Source organism: Blastococcus saxobsidens (assembly GCF_002938435.1).
GTDB classification, from domain to species: Bacteria; Actinomycetota; Actinomycetes; order Mycobacteriales; family Geodermatophilaceae; genus Blastococcus; species Blastococcus saxobsidens.
The window spans coordinates 44,065-69,584 of sequence record NZ_POQT01000008.1; the positions used below are offsets into that span (position 1 = coordinate 44,065).

Genomic DNA, 25,520 nt, shown 5'->3' on the forward strand with positions numbered 1-25,520 from the left:
TCATGTCCAGCACCCCTCGCGTGGTGATCATCGGAGCCGGCATCGTCGGGGCCAACCTGGCCGACGAGCTCACCGTGCGTGGCTGGAACCGGGTCACCGTGGTCGACCAGGGCCCGCTGCCGCTGACCGGCGGCTCCACCTCGCACGCCCCCGGCCTGGTCTTCCAGACCAACGGGTCGAAGACCATGACGCAGTTCGCCTCCTACACGGTCGAGAAGTTCCTCGGCCTCGACGTCGACGGCGCCTGGTGCTTCAACCAGGTCGGCGGCCTGGAGCTGGCCACCACCCCGGAGCGGCTGGCCGAGCTGTACCGGCGGCAGGGCTGGGCCACCTCCTGGGGCGTGCAGAGCGAGGTCGTCGGTCCCGAGGAGTGCGTGCGGCTGCACCCGCTGGTCGACCCCGGCCAGATCCTCGGTGGCCTGCACATCCCCGGTGACGGCCTGGCGAAGGCCTCCCGCGCCGTCGTCGCGCTGGCCCGCCGGGCGGAGGCGCGCGGCGCGGTGTTCCAGGGCGACACCCGGGTCGTGGGCATCGAGCAGTCCGGCGGCCGGGTCACCGGCGTCCGCACGCAGGACGGCGTGATCCCCGCCGACGTCGTGGTCTCGTGCGCCGGCTTCTGGGGCCCGGCCGTCGGGGCCATGGTGGGCATGCGGGTGCCGCTGCTGCCGCTGGCCCACCAGTTCGTCTGGACCGGGCAGGTGCCCGAGCTCGTCGGCCGCAACGACGAGCTGACCGAGGCCGGCATGCCGATCCTGCGGCACCAGGACCGCGACCTCTACTACCGCGAGCGCGGCGACCGCCTGGGCATCGGCTCCTACGCGCACCGGCCGATGCCGGTGGAGCTCTCCGACCTGCCCGAGGGCGACGTCAGCGACGCGTCGATGCCCTCGATGCTGCCCTTCACCGAGGAGGACTTCGCCGAGCCCTGGGAGCACAGCCGCGAGCTGCTGCCCTCGCTGCGGTCGGCCAAGGTGGACTCCGGGTTCAACGGGATCTTCTCCTTCACCCCGGACGGCGGCCCGCTCGTCGGCGAGTCCCCGGACGTCGCCGGCTTCTGGATCGCCGAGGCCGTCTGGGTCACCCACTCCGCGGGCGTCGCCCGCGCGGTGGCCCAGCTGCTGGTCGACGGGCGCAGCGAGCTGGACCTGCACGGCTGCGACGTGGCCCGGTTCGAGGAGGTGCAGGTCACCGACACCTACGTGCGCGAGACCGCGCAGCAGAACTTCGTCGAGGTCTACGACATCCTCCACCCGCTGCAGCCGAAGGAGTCCCCGCGCGACCTTCGGGTCAGCCCCTTCCACGCCCGCCAGCGGGAGCTGGGTGCGGTGTTCCTGGAGGCCTCCGGCTGGGAACGGCCGCACTGGTACGAGGCCAACGCCGCGCTGGTCGACCAGCTCCCGGCCGAGTGGGTACCGCCGGGCCGCGACGACTGGTCCGCGCGGTTCTGGTCACCGATCGCCGCCGCCGAGGCGTGGAAGACCCGCACCGCCGTGGCGATGTACGACATGACCCCGCTCAAGCGCCTCGAGGTCAGCGGGCCCGGCGCCCTGGACCTCCTGGAGCGGCTCACCACGGGGAAGATGGACAAGTCGGTCGGCGCGGTCACCTACGCGCTCGCGCTCGACGAGGCCGGCGGTGTGCGCAGCGATCTGACCGTGGCCCGGCTCGGGGAGCAGCTGTTCCAGGTCGGCGCCAACGGCAACCTCGACCTCGACCACCTGCGCCGCGAGGCGCCGGCCGACGGGAGCGTCCAGGTGCGCGACATCACCGGGGGCACCTGCTGCATCGGGCTCTGGGGTCCCCGCGCCCGGGACCTGGTGCGCAGGGTGACGGCCGACGACTTCACCAACGAGGGGCTGAAGTACTTCCGCGCCAAGGACGCCACCCTCGGCGGCATCCCGGTGACCGCCATGCGGCTGTCCTACGTCGGCGAGCTGGGGTGGGAGATCTACGCCAGCGCCGAGCACGGCCAGAGGCTCTGGGACGTGCTGTGGGCAGCCGGCGAGGACCTCGGTGTCATCGCGGCGGGCCGCGCGGCCTTCAACAGCCTCCGGCTGGAGAAGGGGTACCGCTCGTGGGGCTCGGACATGACGACCGAGCACGACCCGTACGAGGCGGGGCTCGGGTTCGCCGTCCGCACGCAGAAGGGCGCGTTCGTCGGCAGCGAGGCGATCGCCGACCGGAGCGACGAGACCGTCAGCCGGAGGCTGTCCTGCCTGACCATCGACGACGGCGTCAGCGTGGTCCTCGGCCACGAGCCGGTGTTCGTCGACGGGGCACCCGCCGGCTACGTCACCAGCGCGGCCTTCGGGCACACCGTCGGCCGGCCGATCGCCTACGCGTGGCTGCCCGCCTCGGCCGGCGTCGGAACCTCGGTGGAGATCCAGTACTTCGACCGCCGGATCGCCGCGACCGTCGCCGCCGAGCCGCTCGTCGACCCGGAGATGACCCGCATCCGCGGCTGAGGGAAGGACCCTCCCCACCATCCGCGCCCTCGGGGCGGGGCGGGGCCCCGCAGGGTGGCCGCACCGGATCGGGACCAGGGGCGCGCCGGTGGAGGTGCGCACGGCCCACCGGCTCGGGCGGTTCCCGTGGCCCTCGGGAAGTGCACGCGCGGCCACGGTGGGCGAGCCGACCGGCCGCGCGGTCGACGACCGGCCGGCCGGATCGGTGACGGCGGCGCTGCCGGCCGCTGAGCGCGGCGCCGCGGTCCTGAGCGTCCACCCAGAGCTGCCGTGCGCGACGCCTGGCGCCTTCTTCACCGGTCCGGTGCTGCTGACAGCCTCCGACGGTGGCGTGCCGAGCATTATGTGGTTGACCTCACAAAATCCCTTGTGCAGCGTCGAAGGGTCTGGTTCGCTCTGCGGAACTTGGGGCGTCACACGCAACAGCTGGGAGTGTCGATGAACGAGAACGGCGATCGCGAGCCCTCGAACACCGTTCCGGGCGTACTTCCACCCGGAAACGAGCACGCGAGGACGCGGGACGTGACCGTCGGCGGAGCGCACCCGGCCATCGCGGAGACGCCGCCATGCCTGGCCGACCGCCGGGGTGCGGTCGACCGCGTGCTGTTCGCCGTGGCCGCGCTGATGGCACTCGCGTTCGTGGTCTGGGGGTTCCTGAGCCCGACGGGATTGCAGTCGGCCAGCGGGTCGGCCCTCGGGTGGATCACCGGCAACCTCGGGTGGCTGTTCGTGCTCCTGGCGACCGCGTTCGTCTTCTTCGTCATCTGGCTCGCGGCCGGCAAGTACGGCCGGGTCCCGCTCGGGCGCGACGGTGAGCGGCCGGAGTTCCGGACCCTGTCGTGGATCGCGATGATGTTCAGCGCCGGTATGGGGATCGGCCTGATGTTCTTCGGGGTCGCCGAGCCGCTGTCGCACTACGTGTCCCCGCCGCCGCTGACCACGGAGGCCGAGAGCGCCGCCGCGATCCAGACGGCGATGGCCACGACCCTCTTCCACTGGACGCTGCACCCGTGGGCGCTGTACGCCGTCGTCGGTCTGGCCATCGCCTACGGCACCTTCCGGCGTGGTCGTCCCCAGCTGATCAGCTCCGCCTTCGTCCCGCTGCTCGGGGAGCGACGGGTCGCGGGGCCGACCGGCCGCCTGATCGACGTCCTCGCGATCTTCGCCACGCTCTTCGGGTCGGCGGCATCGCTGGGCCTGGGCGCTCTGCAGATCGGCAGTGGCGCGCAACTCCTCGGCTGGGCCGGTGAGGCCGGCAACGCGCTGCTCATCGGCATCATCGCGGTGCTGACCGCGGCCTTCGTCGCCTCCGCGGTCTCCGGCATCGCGAAGGGCATCCAGTGGCTGGCCAACACCAACATGGTGCTGGCCCTGGTGCTGGCCCTGTTCGTGTTCGTGGCCGGTCCGACGGTGTTCATCCTCAACCTGATCCCCGACGCGGTGGGCAGCTACTTCTCCGACCTCGGTGCGATGGCGGCGCGGACCGAGGCCACCGGCGGTGACCCGATGGCGACCTGGCTGCGCGGCTGGACGGTCTTCTACTGGGCCTGGTGGGTCAGCTGGACCCCGTTCGTGGGGGTGTTCATCGCCCGCATCAGCCGCGGCCGCACCATCCGCCAGTTCGTCACCGGCGTCCTCCTGGTGCCCAGCCTCGTCAGCCTGCTGTGGTTCGCCGTCTTCGGTGGCGCCGGCATCGCGGCCCAGCAGGGCGGTGCCGACATCGCCGGCGAGGGGAGCACCCAGGGGCAGCTGTTCGGCGTCCTCGAGCAGTACCCCCTGGCGACCGCGAGCACGGTGCTGGTGATGCTCCTGGTGGCCATCTTCTTCGTCTCCGGCGCAGACGCCGCCTCGGTCGTCATGGGCTCCCTGTCGCAGCGGGGCACCCTCGAGCCCAGCCGCCCGGTCGTCATCTTCTGGGGCGTCGTGATGGGCGCTGTCGCGGCGATCATGCTGCTCCTCGGGGACGAGGGAGCGGCCCTGACCGGGTTGCAGAACCTCACGATCATCGCCGCGCTGCCCTTCGTCGTGGTCATGGTGGGGATGGCGGTCGGCCTGGTGAAGGACCTGCGGAGCGACCCGTTGGTGCTGCGCGGGAACTACGCCAGCGTGGCCATCGAGCAGGCGGTCGTCGACGGCATCAGCCGGCACGGTGACGACTTCGTCCTCACCGTGGGGCCGGGGCACCCGGAGGACCACGAGCCGACCGCAGCGCCGGTCCTCAGCCCGCGTCAGGCCCTGGACCCCGAGGTCCTGTCCGAGAACGGCCGGACGAGGCGGCCGGAGGAGGCCGGCGCGCAGCGGAGCGGGAGGCGGCCGGAGGAGGCCGGCGCGCAGCGGAGCGGCCGGCCGGGCGTCTCCCGGGACTGATCCCACGGCCCCCGTGCCCCCCCGTCGCGACCGGCGAGGGGGCGCGGGGGTGCCTCGTTCAGATGACGGCGCGGATGGCCTTCTCGAAGCCGATCACGTGCTCCCGTGCGAGCTCTTCGGCGCGGTCGGCGTCACCGGCCGCGATCGCGCGGAGCAGCTCGACGTGCTCACCGATGTGGGTGTCCACCGTGGGGAGCCGGTCGAGGAACAGGCAGAAGATCCGTGTCGCCAGGTTGTCGTAGCGCACCAGGACGTCGTCGAGGTGCGGATTGCCCGCGGCCCGGTAGATGGCCCGGTGGACGGTGAGGTCCCAGCGCATGAGCTCGGTGCGGTCCACCGTCGCCACGTCCAGCTCCACGATCGCGGCGGCGGTCTCCTCGAGCTCCGTGCGCAGGTCGCGGGGGGCGCGTTCGGCGGCGCGCCGCGCGGCGAGCGGCTCGAGCTGCACGCGGATCTCGGAGATGTGCGCGAGGTCGGTGATGTCCATGCCGGTGGCGAAGGTGCCGCGTCGGGGGTAGGACACCACGAGCCGGTCCACCTCCAGCCGCTTGAGCGCCTCGCGGACGGGCGTGCGTCCCACCCCCAGGGACCGCGCCAGCGCGTCGTCGTCGATCGGCTCGCCGGGTCGGATGTCCAGCATGATCAGCTGGTCCCGGATGGCGACGTAGGCGCGGTCGGCCAACGAGGCCCCGACGGTCTCGACGTCCGGTGCTGCGGTCATCACGGCGCCCATCCTAGAGGCTGGACGGCCAGAATCCTTGCCCCTCGAGAGGGAACGACATATCGTTCCTCTACAGCTGATATACCAAAGGGCTTTCAGATGGGCGTCGAGGGGGTCGCGTGACGATCAGCGTGTTCGACCTCTTCAAGGTCGGCATCGGCCCGTCCAGCTCGCACACGGTGGGTCCCATGCGGGCCGCCGCCACGTTCGCCGCCCGGCTCCGCGACGAAGGCCTCCTGCGCCGGGTCGCGGGCGTCCGCTGCGAGCTGTTCGGTTCGCTGGGCGCCACGGGGCACGGGCACGGCAGCGTGAAGGCCGTCGTCCTCGGGCTGGAGGGCGAGCTGCCCGACGTCGTCGATCCGGTCGCGGCCGACCCGCGGGTCTCCGCCGTGCGCGCCGAGGGCGAGCTCCACCTGGCCGGCGAGCACGCGATCGCCTTCGCCGTCGACGACGACGTCGTCCTGCACCGCCGTCGGCGGCTCCCGTTCCACAGCAACGGGATGGTCTTCACCGCCCTGGACGCCGAGGGCGGCGAGGTGTCCCGGCGCGAGTACTACTCCGTCGGCGGCGGCTTCGTGCTCGACGAGGACGACGCGGGCGCGCCCGTGCTCGTCGAGGACCCGACCCCGGTGCGCTACCCGTTCCGCACGGCTGACGAGCTGCTCGCCCACACCGCCCGGACCGGCCTGCGGATCAGCGACGTCATGCTGGCCAACGAGCTGTCCTGGCGCAGCGAGGCCGAGGTCCGCTCGGGCCTGCTGCACCTCTGGGCGGTCATGCAGGAGTGCGTGGAGCGCGGCACCCGCACCCCCGGCGTGCTGCCCGGCGGGCTCAAGGTGCGCCGCCGGGCGGCGGCCCTGCGCGAGCAGCTCGAGCGGGCGCAGGACGACACCGACCCGCTGCGCGCCATGGAGTGGGTCACCCTGTACGCGCTGGCGGTGAACGAGGAGAACGCCGCGGGTGGACGGGTCGTCACGGCGCCGACCAACGGTGCGGCCGGCATCGTCCCGGCGGTCCTGCACTACCACCGCGACTTCGTGCCCGGCCACGACGACGACGCCGTCGTCCGGTTCCTGCTCACGGCTGCGGCGATCGGCCTGCTGTTCAAGGAGAACGCCTCGATCTCGGGAGCCGAGGTCGGGTGCCAGGGCGAGGTCGGATCGGCCTGCTCCATGGCCGCGGCAGGGTTGGCGGAGCTGCTCGGTGGCACGCCGGAGCAGGTCGAGAACGCCGCGGAGATCGGCATCGAGCACAACCTCGGGCTCACCTGCGACCCGGTCGGCGGCCTGGTGCAGATCCCGTGCATCGAGCGCAACGCCGTGGGCTCGGTCAAGGCCATCACCGCGGCGCGCATGGCCGTGCGCGGCGACGGCAGCCACTACGTCTCGCTGGACAAGGCGATCAAGACCATGCGGGAGACCGGCGCCGACATGTCGGTCAAGTACAAGGAGACCGCCCGCGGTGGGCTGGCGCTCAACATCGTCGAGTGCTGAGGAGGCACCGATGTCCCACACCTGCACGCTCACGCTGAGCTGCCCGGAGCGACCGGGCATCGTGCGAGCGGTGAGCAGCTTCCTCTTCGAGCAGGGCTACGACATCGTCGAGCACCAGCAGTTCGACGACGCGGTGCGCGGTCAGCTGTTCCTCCGCACGGCCTTCGTCGGCGCCGAGGGAACCGACCCCGAGCAGTTGCACACCGCGTTCGCCCCCGTGGCCGACCAGTTCGGCATGACGTACTCGGTCACGGGCGCGCAGCCGCTGCGGATCCTGATGATGGTCTCCACGCTGGGGCACTGCCTCAACGACCTGGTGTTCCGCTGGCGCGCCGGGAGCCTGGGCGGGGAGCTGGTCGCCGTGGTCTCCAACCACGAGGACCTCCGCCCCATGGCGGAGGCCGCCGGGCTGCCGTTCTTCCACGTCCCGGTCACCCCGGCCACGAAGGCCGCTGCCGAGGCCCGGCTGCTGGAACTGGTCGACGCGTGCGGTGCCGACCTGGTCGTCCTGGCCCGCTACATGCAGGTGCTGTCCGACGCGGCCTGTCGGGCGCTGCACGGGCGGGCCATCAACATCCACCACTCCTTCCTCCCCGGCTTCAAGGGCGCCAAGCCCTACCACCAGGCGTTCGACCGCGGCGTGAAGCTGGTGGGCGCGACCGCCCACTACGTCACGCCCGACCTGGACGAGGGGCCGATCATCGAGCAGGAGGTCATCCGGATCGACCACACCCACGACCCGCGGGCGCTGGCGACGGTCGGCCGGGACGCCGAGGCGCTGGCCCTGTCCCGGGCGGTGCGCTGGCACTGCGAGCGCCGGGTGCTGCTCAACGGGTCGAGCACCGTGGTCTTCCGATGAGCACCGGCGTCCTCCCGGCCGCCCGGTCCCCGGGTGATCCGGTTCGGCGCCCCTGAGGGGCGACGCGGTGCGGCGCGCGCCACCGTTCCTCCGCCGGACACCGCCGACCGGCGGCGGGCCCGGGCGGGGCCCCGCCGCCGCCGCCGTCTGGCCCTCCACGGAACGGACGTTCCGCAGGCGCCCGGACGGGGTGCTGGTCAGGACGCGCTCTCCATGCGCCGGCCCGCCAGGGCCCATGGCGCACCGGTGCCACCCCACCGGGGTGGGTGCCGGGTGACCTGTGGCCGGGTGCGTGGCACAGGTCCCTAGGCTGGGCGCATGGGTGTCGAGGAGAACCGCGCAGCCGAGCGCGCGCCGGCAGCGCTGGTGCAGTCGGTGGACCGCGCGCTCGCCGTCCTCGAGATCCTCGGCTCGCGTGGGGAGGCCGGTGTCACCGAGATCGCGGCCGAGCTCGGCGTGCACAAGTCCACCGCGTTCCGGCTCGTCGCCGTCCTGGAGAGCCGTGAGTTCGTGGAGCAGCTGGCCGAGCGGGGCAAGTATCGACTGGGTTTCGGCATCGTCCGGCTCGCCGGCGTGACCGCCGCGCAGCTGGATCTGACCCGCGAGGGCCGCCGGACGTGCGAGGAACTGGCCGTGGACCTGGGTGAGACGGTCAACATCGCGATCCTCGACGGGGACCGGGTGGTCAACATCAGCCAGGCCCGGGGATCCGGAGCGATCACCTCCTACAACTGGGTGGGTCAAGCGACGCCGCTGCACGCCACCTCCAGCGGCAAGGTGCTGCTGGCCTTCGCCCCCGAGCCGCTGCGCAAGAAGCTCCTGGGCGGAGATCTGCCGCGCTTCACCGACGCGACCCTCACCACCCCCGAGGCGCTCGAGCGGGAGCTCGCCGAGACCCGGCGCCGCGGTTGGGCCGCGACGGCGGAGGAGTACGAGATGGGTCTCAACGCGGTGGCCGCGCCCGTACGGGATGCCGAGAGCCGCGTGGTCGCGGCGGTCAGTGCGTCCGGCCCCGCCTTCCGGCTGACCCGGGAGTCCTTCGACGTCGTGTCCTCGCAGGTCGTGGCTGCGGCCGATGCGCTCAGCCGCAGGTTGGGGTTCTTCCCTCGCTAGAGCTGCTACCGGGGACATCGGTCGGCGTCGGGGCACGGGAGAGTGCTGGAGACGCCCGGTCCACGAGCCTGCGCTCTCGACACCGCCGGCGGAGGACCCGGGGCGTCCGGCAGCGCCGGCGCCCCGAGCCCTCCGCCGCTCCTACTGCTGCCCGGCCGGCTCGGGGGCGGTGCTGGAATCCGTCGCCGACGCCTGGGGTCCGGGCACTGCCGTCCCCTTGCGTGCCATCTCCGCGGAGTGCGCGAGAACCGCCCTGCGGATCTGCGGATCGAGCGTCGAGGCGTAGGGCTCCCGCCGCAGTTCCAGCACCAGGTTCACGGAGATCGCGATGAGGACCAGCACGAACACGGTGGCCACCAGGATGGTGGCCGACTGCATCGCGCTGAGACCCCCGGCGAGGGTGAGCGCCGCGGCGACACCGGCGATGGCGACGCCCCACAGGATCACCACGGCGCGGCTCGGCGAGGTGGTGCCCCGCTGGGAGAGCATGCCGAGCACCAGGGAGGCCGAATCGGCGCTGCTGACGAAGAACAGCGTGATGAGCGCCATGACGAGCACCGCGGTGACCACGGGCAGCGGGAACTCGGCCAGGAGTGCGAACAGTGCGCCGCTGGCACCGCTGTCGGCGAGGGACTGGCTCAGCTCGGCCTGGCCGGTGAGCTCGAAGTGGGTGGCGGTGCCGCCGAGCACGGCGAACCAGACGATGCTGACCAGGGTCGGGACGATCATCACGAAGGTGACGAACTGCCGGATCGTGCGCCCGCGTGAGATGCGGGCGATGAAGGTGCCCACGAACGGCGTCCAGGAGATCCACCAGGCCCAGTAGAAGAGCGTCCAGCCCGACAGCCATTCCTGGCCGCCCCAGGCTCCCGAGACGAAGCTCATCGACGGCAGGCCGGCGAGGTAGTCCCCGGTCACGTCGGTGATGGTGTTGAAGATGTGCGTGGTCGGTCCGAGGACGAACACGAAGGCGGCGAGCAGTGCCGCGAGGACCACGTTGGTGTTGCTGACCAGCCTGATTCCCCGGTGCACGCCGCTCACCGCCGACAGGACGTACAGCAGCGTGAGCCCACCGATCACGGCCAGGGCGACGCCGACGTTCTCCGGGACGCCGAAGGAGGTCGCCAGCCCGCTGTTGATCTGCATCGCGCCGAGGCCGAGCGACGTCGCCGCGCCGAAGACGGTCGCGAAGATCGCCAGGATGTCGACCGCGCGCCGGATCCCCGTCCGGTGCTCGCCCACCAGCGGGACGACGGCGGAGCTGACCAGGCTGGGGCGGCCCTTCCGGAACACGCCGTAGGCCAGCGCCATGCCGATCACGGCGTACATGGCCCAGGGGTGCAGGCCCCAGTGGAACACCGAGTACTGCAGGCCCAGCCGAGCGGCTTCGGGGGTGCCGCCCTCCTGGAGCCCCAGCGGCGCGTCGGTGAGGTGGTAGAGCGGCTCGGCGACGCCCCAGAACACCAGTCCGATCCCCATCCCGGCGGCGAACAGCATGGAGAGCCACGATCCGGTGCTGAACTCCGGCCGCTCGTCGTCCTTGCCCAGCCGGATGCGGCCGTAGCGGGACACCGCCAGGACGCCGGCCAGCAGGACGAAGGCCGTGCTGGCGAGGACGAAGATCCAGCCCGTGTTGTCGATCACGGCGCTGAAGGCGGTGCCGACCGTCTCGCCGAGGTGGTCGCCGGCGACGACCCCCCAGAGCACGAAGACGAGGATCAGCGCCAGGGAGACGCCGAACACGGTCCGGTCCGTCCGTGGTGCCTCGGTGGCCGGTGGGCCATCGGTCGGTCCTCGATCGTGGTGCTGTGTCGCGTGGGTCATGGCGCCTCTCCCTAGACGTTGCGCGTGTCACGCTGCGGTGCGCGATACGAAACAGCTGTCCGGCGCCTGTGTCAATGGTCACGTTCCGCTTCCACCAGAAGTGCCGAGAGATCAACGATTCGAACTCGGGACGTGACCATTGACACACTCGCAGGAACGCTGTCAGCATGTTGCGTATGACGGCGGATGTTTCGCATAGCGCACCCGATGGACGACGAGTGCGGGTCTGCGCGTTGAGCGAGCTGGCCCCGGGTGAGGGCCGTCGCGTCGAGCTGGACCCCCCGGTCGCCGTCTTCCACACCGACGACGGGGACGTCTACGCCATCGACGACACGTGCACCCACCAGGACGCCTCGCTGGCCGACGGCTGGCTGGAGGGATGCGAGGTGGAGTGCCCGCTGCACGCCTCCCGGTTCGATCTCCGCACCGGTGCCGTGGACGCTCCTCCGGCCAAGAAGCCGGTGCGCACCCATGAGGTGTCGGTCGAGGGCGACGACGTCTACATCACCCTCTCCGAGGCGGCACCCAACCTGCCGCCCGGCGTCGGGGCGCCGACGGGCGGCTCTGCCCCCTCGACGCAGGGCCTGGCATGAGGACGGTCGCTGTCGTCGGCGCCTCCCTGGCGGGGCTGAGCGCCGTCCGCGCGTTGCGCCGGCAGGGGTTCGAGGGCCGGGTCGTCGTGGTCGGCGGGGAGCCGCACCGCCCCTACGACCGCCCGCCGCTGTCCAAGGACTTCCTCGCCGGCCGCCTGGAGGAGCCGGACCTGACCCTCGAGGCCGAGGGTGAGGACCTGGGCCTGGAGTGGCGGCTGGGCAGCCCCGCCGTGTGCCTCGACCCCTCGGCCCGCACCGTCCGCCTCGGCGACGGCAGTGCGGTCCAGGCGGATGGCGTCGTCCTGGCCACCGGGGCGCTGCCGTGCCGGCTGCCCGGCTCGGAACGGTACGACAACGTCCACGTCCTCCGGACGCTGCGGGACGCCCTGGCCCTGCGCGAGCAACTGCTCCCCGGTCGGCGGCTGGTCGTCGTGGGCGCCGGGCTCATCGGGCTCGAGGTCGCCTCGACCGCACGGGCGTTGGGCATCGACGTCACCGTCGTGGACCCCCAGGCCGCACCGATGACCGAAGCCCTGGGGCTCGACGTCGCCGGGGTCGTGACGGCCCTGCACGAGCGCAACGGTGTGCGCCTGCTCGGCGGCGCGCGGGTCGAGGGTCTGGTCGGCCCCGGAGCGGGCCGCGCCGAGGGTGTGCAGCTGCACGGCGGGCTCCGGCTCCCGGCCGACCTCGTCCTGCTCGCCATGGGTGTGCGGCCGGCGGTCGAGTGGCTGCACGGGTCCGGCGTTCGGGTGGACCGGCGCGGCGTGCTGTGCGACGGCGCCGGGGTCAGCAGCATCCCGGGGGTCGTGGCGGTGGGGGACTGCTCGGCCTGGTACGACGTCGAGGACGCCGACTTCCGCCGCGAGGAGCACTGGACCGCCGCCCGCGAGCGCGCGGCCGTGGCGGTCGGCTCGCTGCTCGGCTGCTCCACGCCGGCGCCCGTCCGGCCGCCCTACTTCTGGTCCGACCAGTTCGGGCTCCGCCTGCAGTTCACCGGTCGCCGCCGCGCCGACGACGAGCTCGTGGTGGAGGAGGGCGATCCCCTCGACCTGGACTTCCTGGCCACCTATCGCCGGGAGGGGCTGCCCGTCGGGGTCGTCGCCCTCGAGCGAGGGCGGTCCTTCACCAAGTGGCGCCGCGTCCTCGCCGCGCCGGCCATCCAGCAAGCCGTCCGTGCCTAGCCCGTCCCTCCCTCGTCCGACGCAACCCCGAGGTGTCACGTGACCACGACCGACCTGCCCGCCAGCCTCATCCCGACGCTGCCCGGCCAGCACTACACCGATCGCAACGTCTTCGGCCTCGAGCAGTCGAGGATCTTCGAGCAGATGTGGTTCTGCGCCGTCCGTGCGGCCGACCTGCCCACGCCGGGGAAGTTCGAGAAGGTCCAGATCGGTCGGGAGAGCGTGCTGGTCGTGCGCGGCCGGGACGGCGGGCTGCGCGCCTTCCTCAACATCTGCCGGCACCGGGGGGCGCAGATCTGCACCGAGGACTCCGGCGAGGTCAAGCGCGCCTTCCAGTGCCCGTACCACGCCTGGACCTACGACCTGTCGGGCAAGCTGATCGCCGCTCCGAACCTGACGAGCATGCCGGACGTCGACCGCGTCCAGTACGGACTGGTGCCGGTGCACCTGCGGGAGTGGCTGGGCTACGCGTGGGTCTGCCTCGCCGACGAGCCCCCGTCGTTCGAGGAGGACGTGATGGGCGCCGTCGTGGAGCGCCTGGGCGACCTCGAGTCGATCGACCGCTACGACCTGGACACGCTCGAGGTGGGCCGGCGCATCACCTACGACGTCAAGGCGAACTGGAAGCTCATCGTCGAGAACTTCATGGAGTGCTACCACTGCGCGACGATCCACCCGGAGCTGACCGAGGTGCTCCCGGAGTTCGCCGACGGGTACGCCGCCCAGTACTACGTGGGGCACGGCGCGGAGTTCGGCGACGACGTCAAGGGCTTCACCGTCGACGGCAGCGAGGGCTTCGACAAGCTGCCGGGCGTCGCGGACGACCAGGACCGGCGCTACTACGCGCTCACGGTCAAGCCGAGCGTGTTCATCAACCTGGTGCCCGACCACGTGATCTTCCACCGCATGTTCCCGCTCGCGGAGGACCGCACCGTCGTCGTCTGCGACTGGCTGTACACCAAGGAGGTGGTGGAGTCCGGCAAGGACGTCTCGCGGTCCGTGGAGCTCTTCCACCGCGTCAACGAGCAGGACTTCGAGGCCTGCGAGCGGACCCAGCCGGCCATGTCCTCGCGGGCGTACGCGAGGGGCGGGGTGCTGGTGCCGTCGGAGCACCACATCAGCGCCTTCCACGAATGGGTGAGCGCGCGGATCTCCGGCTGACCCGCCGACCGTCCCGGACGCGACGAGACCCGGACCCCCGACTGGGGGCCCGGGTCTCGTCGCGTGCCGCGCGAGGACGTCCGGGGATCGGCCGAGCAGTACGACGAGCCGGGCGACGCGGTCGACACCGGCAAAGCGCCGCCGGCCGAGGTGGCCCCGGGCGCGCCGGGCCGGAGACGGAGGGTCACGGGGAGGGTGCCGGGCCGTGGCCAGCGCCCTCCCCGCGACAGTCAGCGCTGCAGCGCGTGGCCCAGGTGATCCCCGCGGCCGCCCGCGGTGCCCGACGCCTTGCCGGTGCCGTTCACCGCAGACGACGTCTGGGCGAAGACGAGCGTGGCGTGCGCCGCCGCGTCGCCCAGCTCGTCGAGCGCGGCCGTGCTGACGTTGTCCCGGTCGTCACACTCCGCGTGGTAGCACGGGTCGTAGGCCAACCCGGCCGTGCCGCCGTAGACGACGGCCTGCTCGTCGGTCTTCACGCCTTCCGCGCCCGAGAAGAGCCCCCCCGCCGGAATGCCGGCGGCGATGAACGGCCCGTAGTCCGACCGGCCGTCGAAGGCGGTCGGCTCGGTGGCCAAGTCTTCCGCCGCGAAGTGGTCGAGGAAGACCTGCTCGATGGTGCCGCTGCCGTTGGGACCGGCGACGGGCGTGTCCGAGCCGTCGCCGTCGTAGACGAAACGGACGTAGTTCGGGCTGCCGAGCATGTCGAAGTTGAGGTTGAGCGCGATGTCCTTCTTCTCCCGCGCGGTCAGCTGCGACACGTAGTACTCCGCGCCCAGCAGCCCGGACTCCTCCGCTCCCCAGAAGGCGAAGCGGACGGCGTTCCTGGGCTCGATGCCCTCGGCCGCCATGGTCTCGGCGATCTCGAGGACCGTGGCCGAGCCGCTGCCGTTGTCGTTGATCCCGGCGCCCTCGGGGACCGAGTCCAAGTGGGCGCCGACGACGACGACCCGGTCGGTGCGGCCGGTGGGGGTCTGTGCGAGGTAGTTCTGGGTCGTCCGGGTCTCCGATTGGGTGCTGGCGGTGATGCTGACCCGTGTTCCGGCGGCGGCGAGCTCCGCACCGACGGCGTAGGTCGTGCCGACGACCGGGATGCCGGCGCCCGGACCGCCCAGGGTGCCGTTCACGACCTCGGTGCGGCCCTCCTGGCCCTCGTTGAAGATGATGACCGCGGACGCGCCGGCGGCCTCGGCGTTCTCCGCCTTGACGCCGAATGGGCAGGTGCCGCGCTGGAGCAGTGCGACGTTCCCTTCGACGAACCCGGCGTCGGTGAAGTCGCTCGCCTCGCAGCCGGAGGTCGAGCTGTTCGCGGCGGCGCCCGGTGGCAGCTGCACGTCGACGGGCTGGACCGCGGCATCGCTGACACCCGAGCCCGAGTACTCCATGATCGCGAAGTCGACGCCGTCGGTGTAGGCCTTCGCGGTCGGAGCCGTCCGGCTCAACGTCGTCGGCGCCAGCTCCTCGAAGTACGGGAACTGGAAGGTCTGCACGTCCACCTGGTATCCGGCCGCCCCCAGCCGTTCGATCACGTACGCGCCGGACGCGTCGTAGCCGGTGCTCCCGCTCGCGCGGTGGCCGTCGTTGGCGGCTGCGATGGCCTGGAAGGCGTCGAGGTGCTCCACAATGCCGGCGACGGTGACCGCCTCGCGAAACGCGGTGGTGTCGGTGTCGACCGCGGCTCCGGCGGGCGAGGCGAGGAGAGCTGGTGAGGCGAGTGCCAGGAGGACCGGTGGCACGAGTCCACGCCGGAAGTGCTGTCGCACGGGGGGAACCTCTTCCTGTTGAGGAGCGAAGGGATTGCGGCTGTCGAGGTGATGTACGCCACAACGCATGTACCTTCCGTTACGGGACGACCACCCGTCAATACGTCACTCGGTCCCGTCGCGACGCAGGCGGCTCGGCCCCTCCGGCGCAGCGGCCCGTCCAATGGGCGGCACGGGTTCCGTGCCCGTGCCGGGCAGGGGGACGAGTGCGCCAAGACTCCGATCGGAGCAGGCTCAGGCCCTTGACCAGCGAAGACGTCGGTCGGGGGCCTTCGTCGTCCGTGCAGCGCGGTGCGCCCGCGGGTTCCGCCGGGGATGGCACCATCACATCCCGGACGCCCGGGCTCTGCCGGGAGGCCGGTTCCCGGGCTCGGCGAGCGAGCAGAGCCGCCCGGTCCCACGGGCAGCGCGCGAGGGAGAGGACGAGGCATGACCATCGGTCCGGGTTCCACGGCCGCCCAGGACGGGGACCGCCCTCCGGTCACCATCTTCGGCCCGGACTTCCCCTTCGCGTTCGACGACTGGATCACCCATCCGTCCGGTCTCGGGGCGATCCCGCCCGAGCGGCACGGCGAGGAGGTGGCCGTCGTCGGGGCGGGGATCTCGGGCCTGGTCGCGGCGTACGAGCTGATGAAGCTCGGGCTCAAGCCGGTCCTCTACGAGGCCTCGCAGATCGGCGGCCGGCTCCGGTCGGCGCACTTCGAGGGCGCCCCCGCCGAGATCGTCGCCGAACTGGGCGGCATGCGCTTCCCGGTGTCGTCGACGGCCTTCTACCGCTACGTCGACCTGCTCGGCCTGGACACCAGGCCCTTTCCCAACCCGCTGACGCCGGCGTCCGGGAGCACGGTCATCGACATCGAGGGCGAGACCCACTACGCCGAGTCCACCGAGGCGCTCCCGCCGCTGTTCCGGGAGGTCGCGTCGGCCTGGGCTGATGCCCTGGACACGGTCGGCTTCTCCGACATCCAGGACGCGATCCGCGCCCGCGACGTCACCAGGCTGAAGTCGCTGTGGGACGAGCTCGTCCCGCTGTGGGACGACCGCACCTTCTACGACTTCGTCGCCAGCTCCGAGGCCTTCTCGAAGCTCTCCTTCCACCACCGCGAGGTCTTCGGTCAGGTCGGCTTCGGCACCGGCGGCTGGGACTCCGACTTCCCGAACTCGATGCTGGAGATCTTCCGGGTCGTGATGACCAACTGCGACGAGGACCAGCGCTTCGTCGTCGGCGGCGTGGAGCAGGTGCCCTGGGGGCTGTGGAACCACGCGCCCGACCAGCTCGCCCACTGGCCGGCCGGGACGACGCTCGCGAAGCTGCACCACGGCGGGACGCGGGCCGGCGTCGCCGCCATCGCCCGGGACGACGACGGGAGCTTCGCCGTCACCGACGCCTGGGGTCACACCGCGCGCTACCCGGCGGTGCTCGTGACCTGCCAGAGCTGGCTGCTGACCACGCAGATCGACTGCGACGAGAGCCTCTTCTCGCAGAAGATGTGGACCGCCCTGGACCGGACCCGCTACATGCAGTCGTCCAAGACCTTCGTGATGGTCGACCGGCCGTTCTGGAAGGACAAGGACCCGGAGACCGGCCGCGACGTCATGAGCATGACGCTCACCGACCGGCTGACCCGGGGCACCTACCTGTTCGACCACGGCGACGACCAGCCCGGCGTCATCTGCCTGACGTACTCCTGGATGAGCGACGCCATGAAGATGCTGCCGTACCCGGTGGACCAGCGGGTCCGGCTGGCGCTCGGGGCGCTGAAGAAGATCTATCCCGACGTGGACATCGCGCAGCACATCATCGGCGACCCGATCACCGTCTCGTGGGAGGCCGACGAGCACTTCCTCGGCGCCTTCAAGGGCGCCCTGCCCGGGCACTACCGGTACAACCAGCGGATGTACGCACACTTCGTCCAGGACGCGCTGCCCGCCGGGGAGCGCGGGATCTTCCTGGCCGGTGACGACGTGTCCTGGACCCCGGCCTGGGTGGAAGGCGCCGTGCAGACGTCGCTCAATGCGGTCTGGGGCATCATGCGGCACTTCGGCGGCGGCACCTCCGCGGACAACCCCGGCCCCGGTGACGTGTTCGCCGAGCTCGGCCCGCTCGTGCTGCCGGACTAGGCGCGGCGGACATGCGCATCGCCCTCGCCCAGTGCGGGTCCCGGTCGCTGGACGCCGACGGGAACCTGGCCCGCCTGGCCGATGCCCTGGCCGCGGCGCGGGACCGCGGCGCGGACCTCCTGCTCACCCCGGAGATGTTCCTGACCGGGTACGCCATCGGCCCGGAGGCGGTGGGCCGCCTGGCCCAGCCGCGGGACGGCGCGTGGACGCGGGCGGTCTCCGACCTGGCCCGGTCGACCGGCGTCGCCGTCCTCTACGGCTATCCGGAGCGCGTGTCGGACGCGGTCTACAACTCCGTCCAGCTCGTGGGTGCCGACGGGGCACCGCTGGCCGGGTACCGGAAGACGCACCTGTTCGGCGAGCTCGACCGGTCGCAGTTCTCCCCGTCCGACGACGACTCCCCGGTGGTCGAGATCGCCGGCTGGAGGTGCGGGCTGCTGATCTGCTACGACGTGGAGTTCCCGGAGACCGCTCGTGCGCTCGCGCTGGCGGGCGTCGACGTCGTCCTGGCGCCGACGGCGAACATGGTCGCCTACGACGTGGTGGCCACCACGCTGGTGCCGGCGCGGGCCTACGAGAACCAGCTGTACGTCGCGTACGCCAACTACTCCGGCACGGAGGCGGGTCTGGAGTACGGCGGGCTCAGCTGCGTCGTGGGACCCGACGGCAGGGACCTGGCGCGGGCCGGCCGCGGCGAGGAGCTGCTCGTGGCCGACCTCGACCGCGACGCCCTGGCGGCGTCCCGCCGGGACACCACCTACCTGCGGGACCGGCGGCCCGGGCTGTACCGGTCGCTGGCCGAGGGCGCGCCGCCGCCCTGAGCCCCGCCCTGGCACGAAGGAGCCGACCCCGGCCGCCGTCGCCCCGAGGCGCGGACCGATGTGCGCAACGGCTACCGGCACCGGGAGGTGGACCCCCGCGGCCCCCTGGAGGTGGCGATTCCCAAGCTTCGGTCGGGCAGCTGCTTCGCGACTGGCTGTCTTAACGCCGCCGGCGGGCCGAACGCGCGCTGATCACCGTGGTCGCGACCTGCCGCCCATCCGATACGAGAGCATCGTGCCCACACTGGCCGCTCAGGCTGCCTGCCCCGACCTGTCACCGACCCGTGCGGCAGTCCCCACCGGGCTTCCCGCCCCCACCGAGGTCGAGCTCCGTCCACTCGTCGCCATGCCGTCTCCTCCGCCGGGGTTGATCGGTGGCGAACCTGCGCAGGCGTCCTCTACGCCCTCCTGCACGCCGACCTCCCGCCCAGCGCAGCCCTGTAGCCCCCGAGTGGACTGGCAGCCCCGGGAAGAGTCCGTACGCGCCTGACCTCCGCCGCCTGTCGCGTTGCCCAGGAGGGACTGCGCCATCGGGTCCACGCATGACTCTTCGGGTACCGCCGGCCCGCTGCGCCGCGCACTGGCGCGAGGGTCCGCAGTGGGTGCACCTGAGCAGGTCGTAGGGGAGGAGGTCATCGATCGAGGTCCAGGTGACCACCGCAATCGCGGGCGGGCTGGACGTCGTCACGTCGTCGCCAGACGCGTGGCTTCAGGCGTCCTCACCGGCATCCTCTGCGGCTACGTGCACGTCGGCGGCCGCAGCGACCTGGCCTCCTGATGAACTCGAGGGTGGCGACGACGAGATCGACGACATGTCGATGCACGGCGCGAGAACCAGCTGCGGGGCGGCTCGCCGCGCCCCCTTCCGGCCCCCTGGAGCAGGTCGGCCGGCGGCTGCTCGGCCGGCTCCCCGAACCGGCGGGAAGTCACGGCTCGATCGGCCCGGGTGGGGCTCAGGGCGCCCGTCCGTCCCCGCGGATGGCGGTTCACCCGCGGGGACGGGTGGATCAGGCGGTCTGGTCCAACGTCGGGTAGTCGATGTACCCGGCGTCGGTGCCGCCGTAGAAGCTGGACGGATCGCCGACGTTGAGCTCTGCGCCGCGCTCCAGCCGGTGGACCAGATCGGGATTGGCCAGGAAGGCCCGGCCGACCGCGGCCAGGTCGGCCCGCCCGTCGGCGAGCAGGGCCTCGAGGTTCCCCGTCGTCGTCTCCAGGCTGAACGCCGGGTTGACGATCAGCGTCTGCGACCAGTTGCTGCGGATCTTCTCGGTCACCGACGGCGGTCCCTCGACGACGTGCAGGTAGGTCAGCCCCAGCGGCTCCAGGCCGGACACGACGGCGGCGTAGACCTCTTCGGTCTCGTGCTCGACGATGTCGTTGAAGGTGTTGGCAGGCGACACGCGGACGCCGACCCGCTCGGCGCCCACGGCCTCGGCCACCGCGGCCGTGGCCTCGAGCAGGAACCGTGCCCGGTTGTCTGCGGAGCCGCCGTAGCGGTCGGAGCGCTGGTTGGTGCCTTCGGCGAGGAACTGGTGGGGCAGGTAGCCGTTGGCGCCGTGCACCTCCACGCCGTCGAAACCGGCCTGCTCGATGGCGAGCCGGGCGGCCTCGGCGAACTCGCGGACGATCTGCTCGACCTCTGCGGTCTCCAGCGCGCGCGGCTCGACGAAGTCCTGCAGGCCCTCGGCGGTGAAGACCTGCCCGGCGGGGCGGACGGCGGACGGTGCGACCGGCAGACCGGCGCCGGGCTGCAGCGACGGGTGGGAGATCCGCCCGGCGTGCATCAGCTGCAGGAAGATGCGGCCACCACGCTCGTGCACCGCGTCGGTGATCCGGCGCCACGCCGCAGCCTGTTCGGCGGTGTGGATGCCTGGGGTGTTCGGGTAGCCCTGCCCGACGGCGCTGGGCTGGGTCCCTTCGGTCACGATCAGTCCGGCCCCGGCGCGCTGGGCGTAGTAGGTGACCATCGAGTCGGTGGGGACGCCGTCGGCGCCGGCACGGTTGCGGGTCATCGGCGCCATCACGAGGCGGTTGGCCAGCTCGATGCGGCCGAGGCTGTACGGGGTGAAGAGGGTCGAAGTCATGAAGGGCGGTCGTCTCCTTGGGTCGGTCGGTTGCGGTCGTCACAAGCTGGAGTGGCCGCTGACGGCCTTCTCCAGTGCGGTCTTCCCTGCGGCGATCTGGCGGTCCAGGGCGCCGGGGCCGGTGCGGTTGGACTGCGCGGTCCAGTAGCTGGCAACTGTGGACTGTTGGGTCCAATTCCCCGTACGGTGATCACCATGCGCGAGGAGGGATCCCCGGTTCCGAAGCCGGTGTTGACCGCGCGGGGGCGCGCCACCCGCGAGCGGATCGTGACGGCTGCCGCGGACCTCATGCACCGGCGCGGTGTGGCCGGAACCAGCCTGGACGACGTCCGCGCCGCCACCGGTACCAGCAAGTCGCAGCTGTACCACTACTTCACCGACAAGTCCGCGCTCGTCGGCGCGGTCGTCCAGTGGCAGGTCGGTCGGGTGCTGATGGCCCAGCAACCCGAATTGGACGGCATCGACTCGATGGCCGACCTGTGCCGATGGCGTGACCGGGTCGTCGAGCTCAACCGCGACGCCCATGCTCTCGGTGGGTGCCCGCTCGGCCGGCTGGCAGCCGAGCTCGCCGAGGCCGACCGGTGCGCGCCGATCGAGCTCGTCGACGGGTTCGCCGCCTGGCAGCGACACCTGGCCCTGGGACTGGGTCGGATGCGCGACCGTGGTGAGCTCGATGCCGAACCGGACGTGCTGGCCGCCGGACTGCTCGCCGCCGTGCAGGGCGGGCTGCTGCTGGCTCAGGCGGCGCGCTCCGTCCAACCCCTGGAAGCGGCGCTCGATCTCGCGCTCAGCGGGGTTGCCGCGCAGCTCGCACCGTCGGCCGGCCCGGCACGCGTGTAGGTCGGTCCCCGACCGGGCGCGGCGAGGTGGCCCTGCGCCGACTCCGGCGTTGCGCCGGGTGTCGCGCCGGTGCACCGGCATGCCCCGGCCCACCACGGCGGGCCCTGGACCGCTCCGTGACGGAGACAGCCATGGTGCCGAACCGTGCACGTGCCGATCAGTCGAGAGCGCCGACGGGATCGTTTCCTCGCATGCCGCGAGGGACATCGTGCCTCTGACCGACGTGCCGACCGGGAGGAGGGTGCGTGCCTGCCGGACGAGCGGTGGTACCCGGGGACACCACGTCCGCCGCGCCCCGGAGCGGACGTGCTGACAGGCGCGACGGGCCGGCTGAGGTCGCAGGCCCTCGGCGGGTGCTCGAGGCGTTGGTCGGCGTCCCGTTCACCGAGGGCGACCGGGTCGAGGTGCTGAAGGACGGCGAGGAGACGTTCCACGCCTTGCGCGCAGCCATCGCCGCGTCCGAGCGGACCGTGGACCTGCTGTGGTTCTCCTGGCGCGGAGGTGATGTCTCCCACGGCATGGCCGCCGCGCTCGCCGACCGGGCCCGCCAGGGGTGCGGGTGCGCATCATGCTGGACGGCTACGGCGGCAAGCACATCGACCGGCACGACCTCCGCCGGATGCGGGACGCGGGCTGCGCGGTCCACTTCCACCGGCCGCTGCACACCGCTCGGGTGAGCGTCTGGAACTTCCGCGACCACCGACGGGTGCTGGTGTGCGACGAGACGGTCGCCTTCACCGGCGGTGCCGGTGTCGACGAGGCCTGGACCGGCGACGGTCACCATCCGGGCAGCTGGCGCGACACCGCCTTCCGGGTGGAGGGGCCCGCGGTCGCCGGGCTGCGGTCGCCTTTCGTGCAGGCATGGATGCAGGCCCGGGTCTGCCTCCCCGGACGCCTCGTGTCGGGACTGGACCGGTTCCCCGAGCTGGGGCGCGCCGGGAACACAGCGGTGCAGGTGCTCCGCACCCCGTCCCAGCCGGGTTGGAACGAGGCCGCCATCGCGGTCTCCGCGCTGCTCCGGTCCGCGCGGGACCACGTCGCGATCACCACCCCGTACATGCGCCTGCCCCGCTGGCTGCGGTTGCTCCTGCAGGACGCGGCCGGGCGGGGGGTGCGGATCCAGGTGCTGACCGGTGGCCCGCACGTCGAGCGGCGAGCGGTCCACCTGCAGGGCGAACTGGACTTCCAGCCCCTGCTGGACAGCGGGGTGGAGATCTGGCGCTACCAGCCGTCCCTGATGCACGCCAAGGTCATCACTGTCGACGGCGTCGTCGCGATGGTGGGCACGGCCAACGTCGACACCCGTTCGTTCGCACTGAACGACCAGGTGTGCCTGCTGCTCGACGATCCCGCCGTGACCGCCCTCCTGGACCAGCACTTCGCCGACGACCTGACGAGGAGCCGGCGCGTGGACCCGGAGGAGTGGCGGGGGAGAGGCCTCCGGCGCCGGGCCGTGGAGGTGGCCGCGGACGTCGTGGGCAGGCCGCTGCGGGGGTGGGGAGCCGTCGGGCTGGCCGGCCGCCGGCCCTGATGCCGGTACCGCGCTGCCCGTCCCATGACGATCCGGGGACGAAGCGCCGCCGCTGGTGTGCCCGGCGGGCGCAGCGGACACCGTGCGGGGGTGCCTGAGACAGCTCGATCCACCGAGGACAGGCCGGCCGGCGTCCGCCCCCTGAGCCGTGGCCCGGCTGCGCTGGCCGGGATCGCGGCGGTGGCCGTCGCGCTCGGTGTCGCCGAGCTGACCGCCGGGCTCCTCGCGCGCGCCCCCTCGCTGGTCATCGCGGTGGGGGACACCGTCGTCGACAGCGTGCCCGGGTGGCTGGAGCGGTGGGCCATCGCGACTCTCGGCACGGCCGACAAGCCGGTGCTCCTGGGCGGCATCGTGCTCGTCTCGATCCTCCTGGGCGCCGCCCTCGGGGTGCTCGCCCGCCGGCGGTTCGTCCCGGCCGCGGCGGGCATCGCGCTGTTCGCCGGCCTCGGGACGGCGGCCGCGCTGGCCGACGCCCGCAATGCCCTCGGCCTGACCCTGCTGGTCGGCGTGCTCGGGGCCGCGGCGGGGACCGGGGTGCTGTACGTGCTGGCCGTGGCCATGCCCCGCCGCGCGGAACCGCCCGCGCCTGTGAGAGGGGAGACACCGCTGAGCGCCCTCGACCGCCGCCGGTTCCTGGCGGTGACCGCGGGCACCACCCTGCTCGGCGTCCTGGCCGGCGTGGGGGGCTACCTGCTCTCCGGCCGCGAGCGCCTGGACGACCTGCGCGCCGCCATCCGGCTGCCGGCCCCCGCGCGGCCGGCCGGCCCGGTCCCGCCCGGCGCCGAGCTCGACGTCCCGGGGCTCACGCCGCTGTTCACGCCCAACGAGGACTTCTACCGGATCGACACCGCGCTCCGGGTGCCGGTCGTCGACCCCGGCACGTGGCGGCTCGAGGTGCGGGGCATGGTCGACGAGCCGTTCACCCTCACCTACGCCGAGCTCATGGAGCTGCCGCAGATCGAGGCCGACGTGACCCTCGCCTGCGTCTCCAACGAGGTCGGCGGGGACCTCGTCGGCAACGCGCGCTGGCAGGGGGTGCCGCTGAAGGCGCTGCTGGACCGGGCCCGGGTGCAGCGCGGCGCCACCCAGCTCCTGGGCCGCTCCGTCGACGGCTTCACCGCCGGCTTCCCGGTGCTGACGGCGCTGGACGTCGAGGAGGCCATGGTCGCCGTCGCCATGAACGGCGAGCCGCTCCCGGCCGACCACGGCTTCCCCGCCCGGCTCGTCGTGCCGGGCCTGTACGGCTACGTCTCGGCGACCAAGTGGCTCTCGGCCATCGAGCTCACCGGCTGGGACGTCGACGGCTACTGGATCCCGCGCGGCTGGGCGAAGGAGGGTCCCATCAAGACGCAGGCGCGCATCGACGTCCCCCGCGCCGGCGGCACCGTCGCCCCGGGGAGGCGGCCGATCGCCGGCGTCGCGTGGGCGCCGACGCGCGGCATCGAGCGGGTGGAGGTCCGCATCGACGACGGGCCGTGGCGGGAGGCCGAGCTCGCCGAGTCCCTCGACGTCGACTGCTGGCGCCAGTGGTACCTCCCGTGGGAGGCGACCGCGGGCCGGCACCGGATCGCCGCCCGTGCCACCGACGGGCGCGGTGAGGTGCAGACCGACCAGCGGACTCCCGTCGCCCCCGACGGCGCCTCCGGCTATCCGGTGGTGGAGGTCGTCGTCGGCAGCTGACGCCCCGGAGCGGCGCCGTCCGCACGGGCGCCGGTGATGCGGTCGGCCCACCGGGTGACCTGCTCCACCACGGCGTCGGGCCGGGTCCAGGCGAGCATGTGACCCGCCCCGGGCACGGTGACCAGCTCACCGTCGGGCAGCGCGGCCAGGAGCCGTTGCGCCTCCTCGACGGGAACCTCCGGGTCCCGGCTGCCGTGCACGACCAGCGTCGGGACGCGCAGGCCCGGGGCGAGGGCGACGCCGTCGTGGGCGAGGGCGGCCATGGTGGTGCCGGCGAGCGCCAGCGGCCGGGTGGTGAGGAAGGCGTCGCGCATCCGGCGGACCATCTCCTCCGGCTCGTCGGGCGCGAACGCGAAGTGCCGGACAGCGCGATCGGACAGGGCGTGGAGCGGCCGGAGCCGCCGGCCCAGCCGGACGCCGGTGCGCAGGAGCGCGAACCAGGCGGACCGCAGCCGGGCCTGCGCCCAGGGCGGCAGAACGCGGGCGGGCAGTCCGGGGGCGGTCACGCCTGCGCCACCCGATCCGGCGAGCACGGCGCCGGCGATGCGGTCGTCCCCCGAGCCGTGCACGTGCGCCAGCAGGATGCCGCCCCCGAGGCTGTGCGCCACGACCACGGCGGATCCGCCGTCCGGGACGACCGCGTCGAGCACAGCCGCCAGGTCCTGCGCGTGCGCGTCCAGGCCGTACCCGCCTGCGCGGGCGTCCCCGCTCTGCGCGTGGCCGCGGAGGTCGTAGCCGACGACCCGGAACCGGTCGCCGAGCCGCTCGGGGACCTCGCCCCACGACTCGGTGGACATGCCCAGCCCGTGCACCAGGACGAGGAGCGGTGCCTCCGGTGGCCCCCAGTCGTAGCGGGCCAGACGGGTGCCGTCGAAGGAGGTCACGTCGCTCATCGCGGGGGGCTAC

The 25,520-nt window shown here is 72.7% G+C and carries 18 protein-coding genes and 1 pseudogene; 14 read left to right on the top strand and 5 right to left on the bottom strand.

What is annotated here, in order from left to right:
* Nucleotides 1–2 precede the first annotated feature (2 nt).
* Both C5507_RS07020 and C5507_RS07025 read left to right on the top strand, forming a co-directional pair.
* Nucleotides 3–2,465 (top strand): GcvT family protein, encoded by a 2,463-nt coding sequence (locus tag C5507_RS07020; RefSeq protein WP_104527816.1) that lies wholly within the window; start codon nucleotides 3–5, stop codon nucleotides 2,463–2,465.
* A gap of 522 nt (nucleotides 2,466–2,987) precedes the next feature.
* Complete coding sequence (locus C5507_RS07025) at nucleotides 2,988–4,832, top strand: BCCT family transporter (RefSeq protein ID WP_242610952.1); 1,845 nt, start codon at nucleotides 2,988–2,990, stop codon at nucleotides 4,830–4,832.
* 58 nt (nucleotides 4,833–4,890) lie between these two features.
* On the opposite strand, the gene C5507_RS07030 is transcribed toward C5507_RS07025, so the two are convergent.
* Entirely contained in the window at nucleotides 4,891–5,553 is a 663-nt protein-coding gene (locus C5507_RS07030; protein ID WP_104527915.1) for a GntR family transcriptional regulator, read from the bottom strand.
* Nucleotides 5,554–5,672: 119 nt separating this feature from the next.
* Between C5507_RS07030 and C5507_RS07035 the strand changes: the two genes are divergently transcribed.
* The 3 genes from C5507_RS07035 (at nucleotide 5,673) to C5507_RS07045 (ending at nucleotide 9,018) form a co-directional block, all read left to right on the top strand.
* Nucleotides 5,673–7,046 (top strand): L-serine ammonia-lyase, encoded by a 1,374-nt coding sequence (locus C5507_RS07035; protein ID WP_104527817.1) that lies wholly within the window; start codon nucleotides 5,673–5,675, stop codon nucleotides 7,044–7,046.
* A 10-nt stretch (nucleotides 7,047–7,056) separates the two neighbouring features.
* Entirely contained in the window at nucleotides 7,057–7,905 is an 849-nt protein-coding gene (gene purU, locus C5507_RS07040) for a formyltetrahydrofolate deformylase (protein WP_104527818.1), read from the top strand.
* A 318-nt stretch (nucleotides 7,906–8,223) separates the two neighbouring features.
* Nucleotides 8,224–9,018, top strand: a complete 795-nt coding sequence (locus C5507_RS07045) for an IclR family transcriptional regulator (RefSeq protein ID WP_104527819.1) — start codon at nucleotides 8,224–8,226, stop codon at nucleotides 9,016–9,018.
* A gap of 141 nt (nucleotides 9,019–9,159) precedes the next feature.
* Here C5507_RS07045 and C5507_RS07050 read toward each other — a convergent pair whose 3' ends face one another.
* Entirely contained in the window at nucleotides 9,160–10,761 is a 1,602-nt protein-coding gene (locus C5507_RS07050) for a BCCT family transporter (protein ID WP_242610953.1), read from the bottom strand.
* Nucleotides 10,762–11,018: 257 nt separating this feature from the next.
* Between C5507_RS07050 and C5507_RS07055 the strand changes: the two genes are divergently transcribed.
* Genes C5507_RS07055 through C5507_RS07065 form a run of 3 tightly spaced genes read left to right on the top strand, consistent with a single transcriptional unit; the run spans nucleotide 11,019 to nucleotide 13,777 of the window.
* Nucleotides 11,019–11,435, top strand: a complete 417-nt coding sequence (locus tag C5507_RS07055; RefSeq protein ID WP_104527821.1) for a bifunctional 3-phenylpropionate/cinnamic acid dioxygenase ferredoxin subunit — start codon at nucleotides 11,019–11,021, stop codon at nucleotides 11,433–11,435.
* Nucleotides 11,432–12,616: an NAD(P)/FAD-dependent oxidoreductase gene (locus tag C5507_RS07060; protein WP_104527822.1), complete on the top strand. Its 1,185-nt coding sequence runs from the start codon at nucleotides 11,432–11,434 to the stop codon at nucleotides 12,614–12,616. The genes C5507_RS07055 and C5507_RS07060 overlap by 4 nt, the downstream gene beginning before the upstream one ends.
* Nucleotides 12,617–12,655: 39 nt before the next feature.
* The gene (locus tag C5507_RS07065; protein WP_104527823.1) at nucleotides 12,656–13,777 is read left to right on the top strand and encodes an aromatic ring-hydroxylating oxygenase subunit alpha; all 1,122 of its coding nucleotides are present in this window, start codon (nucleotides 12,656–12,658) and stop codon (nucleotides 13,775–13,777) included.
* A 230-nt stretch (nucleotides 13,778–14,007) separates the two neighbouring features.
* On the opposite strand, the gene C5507_RS07070 is transcribed toward C5507_RS07065, so the two are convergent.
* A complete protein-coding gene (locus C5507_RS07070) occupies nucleotides 14,008–15,537 on the bottom strand; it encodes a M20/M25/M40 family metallo-hydrolase (RefSeq protein WP_207225663.1) in 1,530 nt (509 codons plus the stop codon).
* Between the two features lie 429 nt (nucleotides 15,538–15,966).
* On the opposite strand from C5507_RS07070, the gene C5507_RS07075 reads away from it, so the two are divergent.
* The 3 genes and pseudogenes from C5507_RS07075 to C5507_RS23485 form a co-directional block, all read left to right on the top strand.
* Entirely contained in the window at nucleotides 15,967–17,658 is a 1,692-nt protein-coding gene (locus C5507_RS07075) for a flavin monoamine oxidase family protein (RefSeq protein WP_104527825.1), read from the top strand.
* A gap of 11 nt (nucleotides 17,659–17,669) precedes the next feature.
* On the top strand, nucleotides 17,670–18,479 hold the full coding sequence (locus C5507_RS07080; protein WP_104527826.1) for a carbon-nitrogen hydrolase family protein: 810 nt from the start codon (nucleotides 17,670–17,672) through the stop codon (nucleotides 18,477–18,479).
* 18 nt (nucleotides 18,480–18,497) lie between these two features.
* Nucleotides 18,498–18,691: pseudogene (locus C5507_RS23485) on the top strand (transposase); the annotation flags it as partial.
* A gap of 795 nt (nucleotides 18,692–19,486) precedes the next feature.
* Here the strand turns inward: C5507_RS23485 and C5507_RS07085 are convergent.
* On the bottom strand, nucleotides 19,487–20,563 hold the full coding sequence (locus C5507_RS07085; RefSeq protein ID WP_104527827.1) for an alkene reductase: 1,077 nt from the start codon (nucleotides 20,561–20,563) through the stop codon (nucleotides 19,487–19,489).
* A 195-nt stretch (nucleotides 20,564–20,758) separates the two neighbouring features.
* On the opposite strand from C5507_RS07085, the gene C5507_RS07090 reads away from it, so the two are divergent.
* The 3 genes from C5507_RS07090 to C5507_RS07100 all read left to right on the top strand — a co-directional run bounded on the left by C5507_RS07090 (nucleotide 20,759) and on the right by C5507_RS07100 (nucleotide 24,614).
* Nucleotides 20,759–21,403 (top strand): TetR/AcrR family transcriptional regulator, encoded by a 645-nt coding sequence (locus tag C5507_RS07090; RefSeq protein WP_104527916.1) that lies wholly within the window; start codon nucleotides 20,759–20,761, stop codon nucleotides 21,401–21,403.
* Between the two features lie 568 nt (nucleotides 21,404–21,971).
* A complete protein-coding gene (locus tag C5507_RS07095) occupies nucleotides 21,972–22,934 on the top strand; it encodes a phospholipase D-like domain-containing protein (RefSeq protein WP_242611355.1) in 963 nt (320 codons plus the stop codon).
* Between the two features lie 90 nt (nucleotides 22,935–23,024).
* Complete coding sequence (locus C5507_RS07100) at nucleotides 23,025–24,614, top strand: molybdopterin-dependent oxidoreductase (protein WP_207225664.1); 1,590 nt, start codon at nucleotides 23,025–23,027, stop codon at nucleotides 24,612–24,614.
* Here the strand turns inward: C5507_RS07100 and C5507_RS07105 are convergent.
* On the bottom strand, nucleotides 24,581–25,507 hold the full coding sequence (locus C5507_RS07105) for an alpha/beta fold hydrolase (RefSeq protein WP_104527830.1): 927 nt from the start codon (nucleotides 25,505–25,507) through the stop codon (nucleotides 24,581–24,583). The genes C5507_RS07100 and C5507_RS07105 overlap by 34 nt on opposite strands.
* Between the last annotated feature and the right edge of the window lie 13 nt (nucleotides 25,508–25,520).